We start from the raw sequence: 15,746 nt of genomic DNA on the forward strand, positions 1-15,746 counted from the left end.
CCGGTGCATCAGGCTTCAATATCCGCCATATCGCCTTTCTCCTGCAGCCAGTTACGTCGGTCTTCCGAACGTTTCTTGGCAAGGAGCATATCCATCATGGCGTTGGTTTGCTGTTCGTCTTCGTCGCTGATCGTTAGCTGCACCAGGCGGCGGGTGTTCGGATCCAGCGTCGTTTCGCGCAGCTGCATCGGGTTCATCTCGCCCAGCCCTTTAAAGCGCTGAACGTTAGGCTTGCCCTTCTTACGCTTGAGCTGCTCCAGCACGCCCGCTTTCTCTTCTTCCGTCAGCGCGTAATAAACCTCTTTGCCAAGGTCGATACGGTACAGCGGCGGCAGCGCCACGTGGACGTGACCATTTTTCACCAGCGTGCGGAAGTGCTTCACAAACAGCGCGCACAGCAGCGTGGCGATGTGCAGACCATCGGAGTCGGCATCCGCGAGAATACAGATCTTGCCGTAGCGCAGCTGGCTCAGATCGTCGCTGTCAGGATCGATGCCGATCGCCACCGAAATATCGTGAACTTCCTGCGAGGCCAGCACTTCATCTGAAGAGACCTCCCAGGTGTTCAGGATCTTACCCTTGAGCGGCATGATCGCCTGATATTCGCGATCGCGCGCCTGCTTGGCCGATCCGCCTGCCGAGTCCCCTTCGACGAGGAAGAGTTCGGTACGGTTGAGATCCTGTGCGGTACAGTCTGCCAGCTTGCCCGGCAGCGCGGGGCCGCTGGTGAGCTTTTTACGCACCACTTTCTTCGCGGCGCGCAGACGACGCTGGGCGCTGGAAATGGCCATTTCAGCCAGCATCTCTGCCGCCTGAACGTTCTGGTTCAGCCACAGGGTAAACGCATCTTTCACCACGCCGGAGACAAACGCCGCGCACTGACGTGAAGAGAGGCGCTCTTTGGTCTGACCGGCAAACTGCGGATCCTGCATCTTCACGGAGAGCACGTAGGCACAGCGGTCCCAGATATCTTCCGCCGACAGCTTCACGCCGCGCGGCAGGATATTGCGGTATTCGCAGAACTCACGCATCGCGTCCAGCAGCCCCTGACGCAGGCCGTTGACGTGCGTACCGCCGAGCATGGTTGGGATCAGGTTAACGTAGCTTTCGGTCAGCAGCTCGCCGCCTTCCGGCAGCCACAGCAGCGCCCAGTCCACGGCTTCAGTATCGCCGCTAAAGTTACCGACAAACGGTTTTTCCGGCAGCGTTGGCAGGCCGTTTACCGCTTCGCACAGGTAGTCGTTCAGACCATCGGCATAGCACCAGGTTTGTGCGGTATTGTTAACGTGATCGGTAAAGGTGATTTCTACGCCCGGACACAGCACCGCTTTCGCTTTCAGCAGGTGCGTCAGGCGAGAAACGGAAAAACGTGGGCTGTCGAAGAAGCTTTCGTCAGGCCAGAAGTGGACGCTGGTGCCGGTGTTGCGTTTACCGCACGTGCCCACAACCTGCAGATCCTGCACCTTATCGCCATTTTCAAACGCGATGTTATAGACCTGGCCGTCGCGACGGACGTTAACTTCCACGCGTTTAGACAGGGCGTTGACGACGGAAATGCCCACGCCGTGCAGACCACCGGAGAACTGGTAGTTCTTGTTGGAGAACTTACCGCCCGCATGCAGGCGACAGAGGATCAGCTCAACGGCAGGGACGCCCTCTTCCGGGTGGATATCCACCGGCATGCCGCGCCCGTCGTCGATGACCTCCAGCGACTGATCGGCATGCAGGATAACGTCAACGCGTTTGGCATGGCCAGCCAGCGCTTCGTCCACACTGTTATCAATAACTTCCTGGCCCAGATGGTTTGGGCGCGTCGTATCGGTGTACATCCCCGGGCGGCGGCGAACCGGCTCAAGCCCGGTGAGGACCTCAATGGCATCAGCGTTATAGGTTTGCGTCATGATTTAAACTAGCAATTCGCATTGATTGTCAGTGGCTGTGCAGTCCAAGAAAATCGACAATCTGGGTGAAATGATTCTCAAAGCCCGTGAAAGCATGGTTTCCGCCCTCTTCTATAGTCTGGCGGCAGGATGCGTAATACGCCACTGCCTGGCGGTAATCCAGCACTTCATCTCCCGTCTGTTGCAGCAGCCAGATGAGATCCGGTGCCTCAAGCGGGTCGACCTGCATAACTTTGAGATCGTAAATATGGCGTGACTCTAGCACATATTGCTGGCCGGTGTAGGGGTTCTCGTTTTCGCCAAGAAAGTCCCGCAGCAGCTCAAACGGCCGTACCGCCGGATTAACCACAACGGCGGGCAGCATAAAGCATTGCGAGAGCCAGGTGGCGTAGTACCCGCCCAGCGATGAGCCGACCACACCGAATGATTCTCCGCCGTGCCCGAGCACGATAGATTCCAGCATCTCCGCGGCCTCTGCCGGGTAAGGCGGCAGTTGCGGGATGATCATCTCAACGTCGGGGTGATGCTCGCTCAGCCACTGGCGAAACTGTGTCGCTTTTGCGGAGCGCGGCGAGCTGTTGAATCCGTGCAGATAAAGGAGCGTAGACATCAATAGCCTTCTGAAGCGGTGTCCGGGCGGAATTGCGCGCCGGTTAAACGACAGACTTCCGTGGTCAGCGTGCCATCGGCATGCAGTTCCAGCCAGCGCCAGCCTGGCGCGATGGTATCCAGCGTAAAGTTGGCGCAGTGCGGCTTAAACTGAACGCAGGTCGACGGCGTCGCCAGCATCCGACGTCCGTTCCAGTCGAGATCCTGTTCCTGATGAATATGTCCACACAGCAGATTTTTCACCCGCGGGAACTTCGCCAGCACGCGATCCAGCGCCGCGGAGTTGCGCAGGCTGTGTTGATCGAGCCAGCTGCACCCGGCTGGCAGAGGATGATGATGAAGCAGCAACAGCGTATGTCGTTCAGGTTCAGCAGCCAGTTTGGTCTCCAGCCAGTCGAGTTGAAACTCGCTTAACTCACCGTGCGGGACGCCAAACACCTGGCTGTCCAGCAGCAGGATCTGCCACTGTTCGCCCGCAAAAACGCATTTCGCCGGAGAGATCCCCGCATCCTGGAGGGAACTGTACATAGCTGGCTGAAAATCATGGTTTCCGGGCAGCCAGACGCAAGGTACGCTAAAGCTCGCGATGCCTTCAGCAAAATGCTGGTAGGCCGCGGAGGATTGATCCTGCGCCAGATCGCCGGTTGCGACAATCAGATCGCATACACGATTTTCAGCGTGAATGGCGCTAAGTACCGCCTGATAACTCTCCCAGGTGTTGACCCCCAGTAGCGTCTCATGCTTTTCGGCAAAAAGGTGGGTATCGGTGATTTGTAATATCCTGACTGGCGCCCCACCAGCAACAGTCAGGTTCAACAGGCTTTCCAAATGGTGTCCTTAGGTAGGTTTATGACGCTAACAAACCGGAATCGCCATTGCTCCATGTGCTAAACAATATCTTAGCCAGTCGGCTAAAAACTGGTTAATTTGATGCTTTTCGTCGCGTTGATGCAACTTTTTATTCGGGTAATCATACCGCGCCTTGAAGCGAAAGATCTGCTGGCTTGAACACACTTCAGCGACCATCGCGTCGTGATAGAGGCGGACCGTCATCGACGGCAGGCTCCAGTAGCTAATGCTGGGTGCCGTTTGCTCAATCTCCACCAGCGTAGTGTAGCGCGTTGATTCTGTTATAGTTAACCGATACTGCGCGTTGCTCACCTGATAGCTTACCGTTTCGCCGGGTGCGTCGTTTTTCGGCAGCAGGCGGCGCAATTGTGCGAAATTGGTTTCGCACAGGCGCATCATTTCTGGGAAGTCAGGCGTATAGCGCTTCATTTTTTCCACTCGTTTCGTAATGTCTGATAATGCAGCTGTAGCCATTGCAGGGCGATGACAGACGCTGCGTTGTCGATTTTCCCCTCTTCTACCCACTGATAAGCCTGTTCCCGGCTTACCACATGAACCCGAATATCTTCGTTTTCATCAGCCAGACCGTGGATCCCTTCCGCGGTCGTGGCGTCCACTTCGCCCACCATAATGGACAAGCGCTCGCTGGTGCCTCCCGGGCTTGCCAGATAGCTCAGCACCGGTTTTGTGCGGCCCACCACCAGCCCCGCCTCTTCCAGCGCCTCGCGCCGGGCGACGTCTTCAACCGATTCGCCTTCTTCAATCATCCCGGCCACCATCTCCAGCAGCCACGGACTCTCGCTCACGTCATAAGCGGCTATGCGGATCTGCTCCACCAGCACAACTTCATCGCGCACTGGGTCAAAGGGTAGCAAGACTGCCGCATGCCCGCGCTCAAAAATTTCGCGTCTGATCTCACCGCTCATTTCACCGTTAAACAGGCGATGCCTGAAACGGTAAAGTTCCATTGAAAAAAAACCGCTATAAAGCGTTTCTCGTGCAATAATTTCTACATCGTTTTTGGCGAATGTCACGGGCAACTTTTCTGGTTTTTGCATGAGTCGAGTCCTGGTAGCAATGGTGATGAAATTGTGAATTTCAAGGCTGTTTGGCTGCCGTTTGTAAGGCTATATGATAGATTGGTGCAAATTACCGCCAGATGGCACGTAACGCCAACCTTTTGGTGTGGATGATTCTGTTAGAATCGGCAATTATTTTTTAATTAGATCAGCGCTAATACTGCTTCACAACAAGGAATGCAAATGAAGAAATTGCTCCCCATCCTTATCGGCCTGAGCCTGACGGGCTTCAGTGCAATGAGCCAGGCGGAAAACCTGTTACAGGTCTACCAGCAGGCACGTCTGGGCAACCCTGATTTACGGAAATCAGCGGCCGATCGTGATGCTGCGTTTGAAAAGATTAACGAAGCGCGTAGCCCATTGCTGCCACAGTTAGGTTTAGGTGCGGATTATACCTACAGCAACGGTTTCCGCGACGCTAACGGCGTTAACTCCAATGCTACCAGCGCCTCACTGCAATTAACACAGACGCTGTTTGATATGTCCAAATGGCGCGCCCTGACCCTGCAGGAAAAGAGCGCGGGTATCCAGGATGTGACCTATCAGACCGACCAGCAAACGCTGATCCTGAACACTGCCACGGCTTACTTCAACGTGCTGAGCGCGATTGACGCGCTGTCCTACACCGAAGCGCAGAAACAGGCTATTTACCGTCAGTTAGATCAAACCACCCAGCGTTTCAACGTGGGTCTGGTGGCAATCACCGACGTGCAGAACGCCCGTTCACAGTACGACACCGTGCTGGCCAACGAAGTGACCGCGCGTAACAACCTCGATAACGCGCTGGAATCTCTGCGCCAGGTCACCGGGAATTACTATCCTGAACTGGCGTCCCTGAACGTCGACAGCTTCAAAACGGATAAACCGCAGGCGGTAAACGCCCTGCTGAAAGAAGCGGAAAACCGCAACCTGACCTTGCTGCAGGCGCGTCTGAGCCAGGACCTGGCCCGCGAGCAAATTCGTCAGGCGCAGGACGGCCATCTGCCAACCCTGAGCCTGAGCGCGTCTACCGGTGTTTCTGATACGACTTATAGCGGATCTAAAACCAACACAGCCCAGTATGACGACAGCAACCAGGGCCAGAACAAAGTGGGCCTGAGCTTCTCCCTGCCGCTGTATCAGGGCGGTCAGGTCAACTCCCAGGTAAAACAGGCGCAGTACAACTTTGTTGGCGCGAGCGAGCAGCTGGAAAGCGCCCACCGCAACGTGGTGCAGACCGTGCGTTCTTCCTTCAACAACGTAAACGCTTCGATCAGCAGCATCAACGCCTATAAACAGGCCGTTGTGTCTGCACAGAGTTCCCTGGATGCGATGGAAGCGGGCTACTCCGTCGGTACACGTACCATCGTTGACGTGCTGGACGCGACCACCACGCTTTACAACGCGAAACAGCAGCTCTCCAGCGCGCGTTACCAGTACCTGATTAACCAGCTGAACATCAAACAGGCTCTGGGTACGCTGAACGAGCAAGACCTGCAGATGCTGAACAGCGCGCTGGGTAAACCGGTCTCCACCTCTCCGGACAGCGTTGCACCGGAGAACCCGGAGCAGGTTGCCGCAGTTGATAACTTCAACGGTGACAGCACCACCCCTGCTGCACAGCCAGCTGCTGCGCGTACCACTACGCCTGCCAGCAAAGGCAGTAATCCGTTCCGTAACTAAAAGTGTTATCAGGCCCTCTCCCACAGGGAGAGGGCGCATCTGAATCACACCCGAACGTAAGCCAACGTAAAGATCCCCCTGATTCCGCCCCTCTTCGCTTCATTTTCAACCACTCATCCTCTATCCTGAGCGTTATTACCACTGGGTCCTGGAAGACAAATATGAAACGGACAAAATCCATCAATCACGCGTCGTTCCGCAAAAGCTGGAACGCGCGTCACCTCACTCCTGTTGCGCTGGCGGTCACGGCTGTCTTCATGCTGGCAGGCTGTGAGAAAAACGACGAAACGGTATCGCTGTATCAAAACGCCGACGACTGCTCTGCCGCAACCGGTAAAGCCGCCGAATGTAAGACGGCCTACACAAGCGCACTGAAAGAAGCAGAACGCACCGCGCCGAAGTATGCATCACGCGAAGACTGCGTGGCAGAGTTCGGTGAAGGCCAGTGCCAGCAGGCGCCGGCTCAGGCGGGCACAGCACCGGAAAACCAGGCGCAGGCGCAGTCCAGCGGCAGCTTCTGGATGCCACTGATGGCAGGTTACATGATGGGTCGTCTGATGGGCGGCGGCGCGGGCTACCAGCAGCAGCCGCTGTTTAGCTCGAAAAACCCGGCCAGCCCGGCTTACGGTCAATATACCGATGCCAGCGGCAAAGGCTACGGCGCAGCTACGCCTGGCCGCACCGTGACGGTACCGAAAACGGCAATGGCACCGAAACCGGCCACCACCAGCACCATCACCCGCGGCGGGTTCGGTGAGTCTGTGGCGAAACAGACCAGCATGCAGCGCAGCGCGACAGGCTCCTCCTCTACTCGCTCAATGGGCGGCTGATCATGGAGCGAGTCAGTATTACCGAGCGCCCGGACTGGCGCGAAAAAGCCACCGAATACGGTTTTAACTTTCACACCATGTACGGCGAGCCGTACTGGTGTGAAGACGCCTATTACAAGCTCACGCTGGCCCAGGTTGAAAAACTGGAAGAAGTGACGGCAGAGCTGCACCAGATGTGCCTCAAGGTCGTGGAAAAGGTTATCGACAGCGACGAGCTGATGGCAAAGTTCCGCATTCCTAAGCACACCTGGGGTTTTGTGCGCCAGTCGTGGAAAACCAGCCAGCCGTCGCTCTATTCTCGCCTCGACCTGGCGTGGGACGGCGTGGGTGAACCTAAGCTTCTGGAAAACAATGCCGATACGCCGACATCCCTGTACGAAGCGGCGTTCTTCCAGTGGATCTGGCTGGAAGATCAGGCCAATGCCGGAAACCTGCCGGAAGGCAGCGACCAGTTCAACAGCCTGCAGGAAAAGCTGATTGAGCGTTTTGCCGAGCTGCGCGAACAGCATGGCTTCAACCTGCTGCATCTCGCCTGCTGCCGCGATACGGAAGAAGACCGCGGCACGGTTCAATATCTGCAGGACTGCGCCGCCGAAGCGGAGGTGGCAACCGAGTTCCTCTATATCGAGGATATCGGCCTGGGTGAAAAAGGCCAGTTTACGGATATGCAGGATCAGGTCATCAGCAACCTGTTCAAGCTCTACCCGTGGGAATACATGCTGCGTGAGATGTTCTCCACCAAGCTGGAAGATGCTGGCGTGCGCTGGCTGGAACCAGCCTGGAAGAGCATTATCTCCAACAAAGCCCTGCTGCCGATGCTGTGGAAGATGTTCCCGAACCACCCGAACCTGCTGCCAGCCTACTTTGCGGAAGACGATTTCCCGCAAATGGAAAAGTACGTCGTTAAGCCGATCTTCTCCCGCGAAGGGGCAAACGTGTCGATTATCGAAAACGGTAAGACGCTGGAAGCGGTTGAAGGACCTTACGGCGAGGAAGGCATGATCGTCCAGGAATTTTATCAACTGCCGAAATTTGGCGACAGCTATACGCTGATTGGCAGCTGGCTCATCAACGATCAACCTGCCGGGATTGGCATCCGCGAAGATCGCGCGCTGATCACTCAGGATCTGTCACGCTTCTATCCGCATATTTTCGTGGAGTAGAGTGCAGCCTGATGCCCTCACCCCGCCCCTCTCCCGTGGGAGAGGGTGCAAACACTAAAACGGCAACCTGAAGTTGCCGTTTTGCTTTTATTATCCCACCTGCACCGACAGCATACTCAGACTTCCCATCTCAATACCGTCGACCGGGATCGTCACCGGTTCCTGACCATCCCACGCGCCAAGAACGTAAAGCAGCGGCAGGAAATGCTCCGGCGTCGGGTTAGAGAGCGAACCGCCTTCATGATCCAGATAGTTCGCCAGCGGATGCTCTTCGACCGGGCCCTGCCAGGTCAGGTTCGCTTTTACGTAGTCGTTAAAAGAACTTGCCCACGGGTACGGAGTATTTTCACCATGCCAGCGTGCCGTGCGGAGGTTATGCACCACGTTGCCGCTCGCCACCAGCATGATGCCTTCATCACGAAGTGAAGCCAGCTTACGGCCTATCTCCATGTGCCATGCGGCGGGTTTGGTGCTATCAATACTTAACTGCACCATCGGGATATCTGCTTCAGGATACATTTTAATCAGCACGCCCCAGGAGCCATGGTCAAAGCCCCAGGCTTCTTTATCCAGCGCGACCGGAACAGGTGCCAGTAAATCGACCAGCTTCTGCGCCAGCTCGGGCGAGCCGGGGGCCGGATAATGCGTGTCATACAGCGCCTGTGGGAAACCACCGAAATCATGAATGGTTTTTGGCGCTTCCATGGCGGTCACACCCGTCCCACGGGTAAACCAGTGCGCAGACACCACCACGATTGCTTTTGGACGCGGCAGCGTCTCGCCCAGATGATGCCATGCGCGGGTATAGACGTTGTCTTCCAGAACGTTCATTGGGCTACCGTGGCCTAAAAACAGGGCTGGCATACGGGAAGAAGTCATGGTGATATCCTTACAGAAGGTGTCAATTTAATGGTGCTACATTACGCCCAATAGGGCAAAGATGAACGCAGATAAGCGTGAAGATCATCATCAGGAAATTTGAATGTAAGGAATGTGTAAAACAGAGCCTTCTCTCTCGCTTTGCGCACGATGAATCATTACCATTAATGAGAATCATTATCATAAGGAGCAATGCATGTCAGTCCCCTTGATCCTGACCATACTGGCGGGCGCCGCGACCTTCATCGGCGCGATCCTCGGCGTGCTTGGCCAAAAGCCATCTAACCGCGTACTGGCCTTTTCACTGGGCTTTGCTGCCGGGATCATGCTGCTCATCTCCCTGATGGAGATGCTCCCTGCCGCACTGGGCACAGACGGCATGTCTCCGCTGCTGGGTTACGGCATGTTTGTCTTTGGCCTGCTGGGGTACTTTGCTCTCGACCGTATGCTGCCGCACGCGCACCCGCAGGATTTAATGCAGAAAAACGTAACGCCCACGCCGCGGAATATTAAGCGAACGGCGGTTCTGCTGACGCTTGGCATCAGCCTGCATAACTTCCCGGAAGGGGTCGCCACCTACGTGACGGCGAGCAGCAATCTGGAAATGGGCTTTGGCATCGCGCTGGCGGTCGCCTTACACAATATTCCTGAAGGACTGGCCGTCGCCGGGCCGGTTTATGCCGCCACCAGCTCAAAGCGCACCGCCGTGTTCTGGGCAGGAATATCAGGCATGGCGGAAATTCTCGGCGGCGTGCTGGCCTGGCTGATTCTGGGTAGCCTGGTCTCCCCGGTTGTGATGGCGGCTATCATGGCAGCTGTCGCCGGGATTATGGTTGCGCTTTCGGTAGATGAGCTGATGCCGCTGGCAAAAGAGATCGACCCCAATAACAACCCCAGCTATGGCGTGCTGTGCGGTATGTCAGTGATGGGATTAAGTCTGGTTCTGCTGCAGACCGCAGGAATCGGGTAAAAAAACGCCGGGACATCCCGGCGTTTTTATTATCAGCTGGCTTTGCGCTCGTGCGCCTGGCGATACTCCACCAGATCTTCAATGGTCACTACCGGCATGTTGTGCAGGCGCGCAAAGGTGATGCACTCCGGCGCGCGCGCCATGGTGCCATCATCGTTGGTCAGCTCGCACAGCACACCCGCAGGTTTGAAGCCTGCCAGCGTCACCAGGTCGATAGTCGCTTCGGTGTGACCGCCACGGGTCAGCACGCCGCCCGCCTGCGCGCGCAGTGGGAAGACATGGCCTGGACGGTGCAGGTCGGACGGCTTAGCACCATCGGCAATCGCTGCACGAACGGTGGTCAGACGGTCAGCGGCAGACACACCGGTAGTCACGCCGTGCGCCGCTTCGATGGTGACGGTAAAACCGGTACCAAACGCGCTGGTGTTGTTTTCGACCATCATCGGCAGGTCGAGCTGCTTACGACGGTCTTCGGTGATACACAGGCATACGATGCCGCTGCCATGACGGATGGTCAGCGCCATCTGTTCAACGGTCATGTTTTCGGCGGCGAAAATCATATCGCCTTCGTTTTCACGGTTTTCATCGTCAAGCACCATCACACCGCGGCCTTCGCGCAGTGCATCCAGTGCATGTTCAACACGTTGAGTTGAAGTGCCAAAAGAGGAAAGTAGCGTCTGATTCATGGTAAAAAAACCTCATTAACATTATGGTTACCAGAATCAGGGCAGTCTTAGGAGCGCCGTACAAGCGGCAAAAAGATAACGTGAGCGGGCCCATGCCCGACTGGATCGTTACTCTCTCCCATCCGGACTCTAACCGTCGGCCCCGGAATTACACCGGATCTGCTGACCTTTGAGTATTCACCCAAAGCGCTCGCGGGCTTTCAGCGTTAAGCTGATTTACCGCCGGTGGGGAATTTCGCCCCGCCCTGAGAATAAGCGAGATAACTATAACGCTATTGATTAATCTGGGCAATGCATAAGCTTCAAACAAATCTGCTTTATCCTGGAGCATGACGCGCTACAATGTTCATCAACACCGTCTTATCAAGGGAAGCCACTATGATTGACCCGAAGAAAATTGAGCAAATTGCGCGTCAGGTTCACGAGTCCATGCCAAAAGGCATTCGTGAATTTGGTGATGACGTTGAGAAGAAAATCCGCCAGACGCTGCAGGCGCAGTTAGTTCGCCTTGATTTAGTGAGCCGCGAAGAGTTTGACGTGCAGACGCAGGTACTACTGCGCACCCGCGAAAAGCTGGCGCTGCTGGAACAGCGTTTGACCGAGCTGGAAAACCGCAATACCCCGGAAGAAGTGAAGCCGGCACCGGCGATTCCGCCGGTGGACGACCAGGCCTAAAATCAATGCAAAACGGCAACCTCGGTTGCCGTTTTTTTTGGTTTGCGCCCTCTCCCTGTGGGAGAGGGTTGGGGTGAGGGCATCAGCCCGCACGGACTACTGACTGTCTTTCTGGATCTTCTTAATGATGTTGGTGGTTGAACACCCGTCCTCAAAGTTGAGCACCATCACTTCACCGCCGTTGGCCCAGACCTCTTCGCTCCCCGCGATTTGCTCCGGTTTGTAATCCCCGCCTTTTACCAGCAGATCCGGCAGAATACCGGCAATCAGGCGCTGCGGCGTATCTTCTTCAAACGACACCACCCAATCCACGGCTTCCAGCGCGCCGAGCACGATCATACGCTGCTCCAGCGGGTTCACCGGACGCGTTTCACCCTTCAGGCGTTTCGTCGACGCATCGCTGTTGACCGCCACAATCAGGCGATCGCCGAGCTTGCGCGCATTCGCCAGATACGAAACGTGGCCTGCGTGCAGGATGTCGAACACGCCGTTGGTCATCACCACTTTCTCACCGCGCTTGCGCGCCGCGGCAACGGCCACCTTCAGCTCGTCTTCGCTCATGACGCCAAAACCGGTATCGGCACGACCGCGCACGGCGTTTTCCAGTTCGATAGGCGAAACGGTAGACGTACCAAGTTTACCGACCACCACGCCCGCCGCCGCATTCGCAAAGTAGCACGCTTCTTCCAGGGAGTTACCCGCTGCCAGCGTCGCCGCCAGCACGCCAATCACCGTATCACCGGCACCGGTTACGTCGTACACTTCCTGCGCCTGGGTTGGCATATGCAGCGGAGCTTTGCCCGGCTGCAGCAGCGTCATCCCCTGCTCGGAGCGGGTCACCAGCAGCGCGGACAGCTCAAAATCAGCGATGATCTTCATGCCGCGCTCAACCAGCTCTTCTTCGGTTTTGCACTTGCCCGCCACCGCTTCAAACTCTGACAGGTTTGGCGTCAGCAGCGTCGCGCCGCGATAGCGCTCAAAATCGGTCCCTTTCGGGTCGATCAGCACCGGCACGCTGGCTTTACGCGCCAGTTGGATCATCGTCTGCACGCTGGCCAGGGCACCCTTCGCATAATCAGAGAGCACCAGCGCGCCAATATTGCCCAGCGCCTGGTTGATACGCTCGTGCAGCGGCTCAGGATCAACGCCTTCGAACCCTTCTTCAAAGTCGAGGCGGATCAGCTGCTGGTTACGCGACAGCACGCGCAGTTTCGTGATCGTCGGGTGGGTCGGAACAGAAACGAAGTCGCACTTCACGTTCACGTCCGCCAGCGACTTGCTCAGCGCGCGGGCCGCATCGTCGATGCCGGTAAGACCCACCAGACGCGAATGCGCGCCCAGAGAGGCAATGTTCATCGCCACGTTTGCCGCGCCGCCGGGACGCTCTTCAATGGTGTCGACCTTAACCACCGGTACCGGTGCTTCCGGAGAGATGCGGCTGGTCGGCCCATACCAGTAGCGATCCAGCATCACATCCCCAACAACCATTACCCCAGCACGTTCAAACTCTGGCAGTGTTACTTTCATTCCTGACTCCAGAAAGATTCACAATTTGCGCGCGATAATATCACACTTGATTTGTTACGCACGGTTCCACCAGCCACTTCTGCCAGCTGGTCGTTACCTGAGCGCGTTCAGCGGTGAAACAATCCAGCGCCACGTGCCCCGGCTGCTCCTGCAAGGCCAGGTGATGCAGCTCGTCGCGCAGCGTGGTGTAGGCGCGGGTTAAGGCCTGCGCCTCCTGCTCGTCCATAATGTCGTTTTGCGCCAACAGTTCCAGAATGCGCACGTTATCCGACCAGCGCGTCAGCTTCGGCTTGTCATGGGCGTGCAGCAGTACCAGATACTGGGTAATAAACTCAATATCGGTAATCCCGCCCTCATCGGCTTTAATATCAAAGCGATCGCGATGTTTATTGCCTAAGTGCGCACGCATTTTCTCGCGCATTTCGCGCACTTCGGTCTGCAACGTACTGCCGTCACGCGGGGTGGTCATGACCTCCTTGCGGATGACGTCAAACTGCGTTTTTAGCTGCGGATCGCCATACACCACGCGGGCACGCACCAGCGCCTGATGCTCCCACGTCCAGGCTTCGTTCTTCTGGTAATCGGCAAAGGACTCCGTCGAAGTAACCAGCATACCCGCCGCGCCGGACGGGCGCAGACGGGCATCCACTTCATACAAAATGCCCGACGAGGTGCGGGTGCTGAACAGGTGCATGATGCGCTGCGCCAGGCGCAGGTAGAACTGCCGCCCGTCAATCTCGCGCTCGCCGTCGGTCATCACGTCAACCGGGCAGTCGTGGAGGAAGATTAAATCCAGATCGGAGCTATACCCCAGCTCCCAGCCGCCGAGCTTACCGTAGCCCACCACCGCGAAGCCGCGACCGTCACGGTCGGCCAGGTGTTTCGGCTGGCCGTAGCGCGCCACCATCTGCACCCAGGCCTGATGCACCACCGCGTCGATAATCGCTTCCGCCAGCCAGGTTAAGTGATCGCTCACTTTCATTACCGGCAGCGTTCCGGCGATATCCGCGGCCGCCACGCGCAGCATCTGGGCCTGCTTAAACTGACGCAGCGCCTCCAGCTGTTGCTCTTCGTCCTCTTCCGGGACGCGCAGCAGATACTGACGCAGCTCGTCACGGTAGGCGTCGGTCGCCGTCGGCTGATAAAGGGTATTCGGATCGAGCAGCTCATCCAGCAGCAGCGGGTAACGCGCCAGCTTGTTGGCCACCATCGGCGATGCGGCGCAGAGGGAAATCAGGTGCTTGAGCGCTCCCGGAAACTCGCTCAGGAGCTCCAGATAGGTGGTACGCGTGATAATCCCGCTCAGCAGCGGCATCATCCGCGACAGCGGCACCGGCGCATCCGCCCGCGAGCAGACCTCGCTCAGCAGGTGCGGCATCAGGTGATCCAGCACCTGACGACCGCGCGGGCCAATGGCGCGTTTGTTCAGTTCAAGGCGGAAATCCGCTATTAGCGCCACCACGCGATGACGGGCATCATCACTCAGGTGTGCCAGCACGGGGGTCGTGTCATCTTCCTGAAGCGCATCCTGCCACAGCTCGCGCCAGTGTTCGGAAAGCGCATCGTCCTGCGACTCACTTTCGTCATCGCCGATCAGCTCGTTAAAGATGCGGCGCACGCCTGCCATATGAGCATCGAGCCGTTCGGTCAGCGTTGCCCACTCTTCCACGCGCATTCCCCAGGCCAGACGCGCCCGGTTCAGGTCGTCGCCCGGCAGGGTCTGGGTTTGTTCATCATTGATGCTTTGCAGCAGGTTTTCCAGACGACGCAGGAAAAGATAGGCTTCGCGCAGGGTTTGCGCGTCGCCGTCCGGCAGGAGATGCAGCTGCGCAATGGCGCTCAGCGTCGGCAATAGCGAACGGGACTGCAGCGACGGCTCGCGACCGCCGCGAATAAGCTGGAAGACCTGGACGATAAATTCGATTTCGCGGATGCCGCCCGCGCCGAGCTTGATATTGTCCTTCAGACCACGGCGGCGCACCTCGCGGGCAATCATCCCTTTCATATTTCGCAGGGACTGGATCACGCTGAAGTCGATATAGCGACGGAACACGAACGGGCGCAGCATGGCGCGCAGCTCGTTGGCGTAAGCGTCGTCGCTGTCGCCCATGATCCGCGCTTTGACCATCGCGTAGCGCTCCCAGTCGCGCCCCTGCTCCTGGTAGTAATCTTCCAGCGCGGCAAAGCTCAGCACCAGCGGCCCGCTGTCGCCAAACGGACGCAGACGCATGTCCACGCGGTAGACAAAACCATCCTGCGTGGGCTGATCCAGCGCCTTTATCAGGCGCTGGCCGAGACGGGTAAAGAACTGCGCATTGTCCAGCTCGCGACGCCCACCGCGCGTGGAGCCGTTCTCCGGCCAGGCAAAAATCAGGTCAATATCGGAGGAGAAGTTCAGCTCGCAGCCGCCCAGCTTGCCCATCCCCAGAATCAACAGCGGCTGAGGAACCCCCTCCTCGCTGCACGGCGTGCCCCACTCTTTACAGCAGGCGGCGTAGAGCCAGTCTCGCGCGGCGACGATCAACGTCTGCGCCAGCTCGCTTAACTGCTGCAGCGTGCTCTCTTCACTCACCTGCTCCAGCGCCTGCGCCCAGGCAATGCGCACCATCACCCGACGACGGAACTGGCGCAGGACGCGCATCAGCGTGGCCTCATCCGCCACGTCTTCGAGTGCAGCCTGCAGCCAGCCAGCATAGTGCCGCCACTCGTCTGCCTGCGGCGGTGCGTTCTCAAGCTCCGCCAGCCAGTCCGGGTTGGCGGCGATACTTTCCTGCACAAAATCACTGAATACGAGCACGCGCTTTGCCTGCTCGCTAAACGATGACGCCGGTAATGACTCAGGCAGACGTTCGCAAACGGTCTGCCACTGCTGCTGTAACTGCGAAGAAAGCGGCATTATTGGGGTTCCTTGCCAGA

At 57.4% G+C, this 15,746-nt stretch carries 14 protein-coding genes and 1 riboswitch; of the genes, 5 read left to right on the forward strand and 9 right to left on the reverse strand.

The window, feature by feature from the left end:
- Positions 1-8: 8 nt before the first annotated feature.
- The 5 genes from parE to nudF are packed head-to-tail and all read right to left on the reverse strand — an operon-like array spanning position 9 to position 4,417.
- Complete coding sequence (parE, locus tag M2433_RS16850; protein ID WP_047347830.1) at positions 9-1,901, reverse strand: DNA topoisomerase IV subunit B; 1,893 nt, start codon at positions 1,899-1,901, stop codon at positions 9-11.
- Between the two features lie 28 nt (positions 1,902-1,929).
- Positions 1,930-2,511 carry an esterase YqiA gene (gene yqiA, locus M2433_RS16855; protein ID WP_429055991.1) on the reverse strand — a complete coding sequence of 194 codons (582 nt, stop codon included), beginning with the start codon at positions 2,509-2,511 and terminating at the stop codon, positions 1,930-1,932.
- Complete coding sequence (cpdA, locus tag M2433_RS16860) at positions 2,511-3,338, reverse strand: 3',5'-cyclic-AMP phosphodiesterase (protein ID WP_059310594.1); 828 nt, start codon at positions 3,336-3,338, stop codon at positions 2,511-2,513. Before cpdA ends, yqiA begins: the two co-directional genes overlap by 1 nt.
- Before the next feature lie 27 nt (positions 3,339-3,365).
- Positions 3,366-3,788, reverse strand: a complete 423-nt coding sequence (locus tag M2433_RS16865; RefSeq protein ID WP_014833293.1) for a DUF1249 family protein — start codon at positions 3,786-3,788, stop codon at positions 3,366-3,368.
- Positions 3,785-4,417, reverse strand: coding sequence for an ADP-ribose diphosphatase (gene nudF, locus M2433_RS16870; protein WP_025758512.1), 633 nt, complete (start codon positions 4,415-4,417; stop codon positions 3,785-3,787). The genes M2433_RS16865 and nudF overlap by 4 nt, the downstream gene beginning before the upstream one ends.
- 204 nt (positions 4,418-4,621) lie before the next feature.
- Here nudF and tolC point away from each other — a divergent pair, with 204 nt between their 5' ends.
- From tolC to M2433_RS16885, 3 genes are all read left to right on the forward strand, one after another.
- Entirely contained in the window at positions 4,622-6,100 is a 1,479-nt protein-coding gene (gene tolC / locus M2433_RS16875) for an outer membrane channel protein TolC (RefSeq protein WP_429055988.1), read from the forward strand.
- Positions 6,101-6,261: 161 nt separating this feature from the next.
- Positions 6,262-6,930, forward strand: a complete 669-nt coding sequence (locus M2433_RS16880) for a DUF1190 family protein (protein ID WP_429055986.1) — start codon at positions 6,262-6,264, stop codon at positions 6,928-6,930.
- Positions 6,931-6,932: 2 nt separating this feature from the next.
- Positions 6,933-8,093 carry a glutathionylspermidine synthase family protein gene (locus M2433_RS16885; protein ID WP_429055985.1) on the forward strand — a complete coding sequence of 387 codons (1,161 nt, stop codon included), beginning with the start codon at positions 6,933-6,935 and terminating at the stop codon, positions 8,091-8,093.
- A 90-nt stretch (positions 8,094-8,183) separates the two neighbouring features.
- On the opposite strand, the gene ygiD is transcribed toward M2433_RS16885, so the two are convergent.
- A complete protein-coding gene (gene ygiD / locus M2433_RS16890; RefSeq protein WP_429055983.1) occupies positions 8,184-8,972 on the reverse strand; it encodes a 4,5-DOPA dioxygenase extradiol in 789 nt (262 codons plus the stop codon).
- Between the two features lie 196 nt (positions 8,973-9,168).
- Between ygiD and zupT the strand changes: the two genes are divergently transcribed.
- The gene (zupT, locus tag M2433_RS16895) at positions 9,169-9,942 is read left to right on the forward strand and encodes a zinc transporter ZupT (RefSeq protein ID WP_429055981.1); all 774 of its coding nucleotides are present in this window, start codon (positions 9,169-9,171) and stop codon (positions 9,940-9,942) included.
- A 32-nt stretch (positions 9,943-9,974) separates the two neighbouring features.
- Here the strand turns inward: zupT and ribB are convergent, their stop codons facing one another.
- Positions 9,975-10,628 (reverse strand): 3,4-dihydroxy-2-butanone-4-phosphate synthase, encoded by a 654-nt coding sequence (ribB, locus tag M2433_RS16900; RefSeq protein ID WP_033146666.1) that lies wholly within the window; start codon positions 10,626-10,628, stop codon positions 9,975-9,977.
- Between the two features lie 106 nt (positions 10,629-10,734).
- Positions 10,735-10,885: riboswitch (FMN riboswitch) on the reverse strand.
- A 121-nt stretch (positions 10,886-11,006) separates the two neighbouring features.
- On the opposite strand from ribB, the gene ubiK reads away from it, so the two are divergent.
- On the forward strand, positions 11,007-11,303 hold the full coding sequence (ubiK, locus tag M2433_RS16905; RefSeq protein ID WP_013098757.1) for a ubiquinone biosynthesis accessory factor UbiK: 297 nt from the start codon (positions 11,007-11,009) through the stop codon (positions 11,301-11,303).
- 96 nt (positions 11,304-11,399) lie between these two features.
- Here ubiK and hldE read toward each other — a convergent pair whose 3' ends face one another.
- A complete protein-coding gene (gene hldE, locus M2433_RS16910) occupies positions 11,400-12,830 on the reverse strand; it encodes a bifunctional D-glycero-beta-D-manno-heptose-7-phosphate kinase/D-glycero-beta-D-manno-heptose 1-phosphate adenylyltransferase HldE (protein WP_047347819.1) in 1,431 nt (476 codons plus the stop codon).
- A 40-nt stretch (positions 12,831-12,870) separates the two neighbouring features.
- Positions 12,871-15,729, reverse strand: coding sequence for a bifunctional [glutamate--ammonia ligase]-adenylyl-L-tyrosine phosphorylase/[glutamate--ammonia-ligase] adenylyltransferase (glnE, locus tag M2433_RS16915; protein WP_429056036.1), 2,859 nt, complete (start codon positions 15,727-15,729; stop codon positions 12,871-12,873).
- Between the last annotated feature and the right edge of the window lie 17 nt (positions 15,730-15,746).

The sequence above is a fragment of the Enterobacter sp. AC1 genome, from assembly GCF_050434705.1.
Lineage (GTDB): Bacteria > Pseudomonadota > Gammaproteobacteria > Enterobacterales > Enterobacteriaceae > Enterobacter > Enterobacter cloacae_L.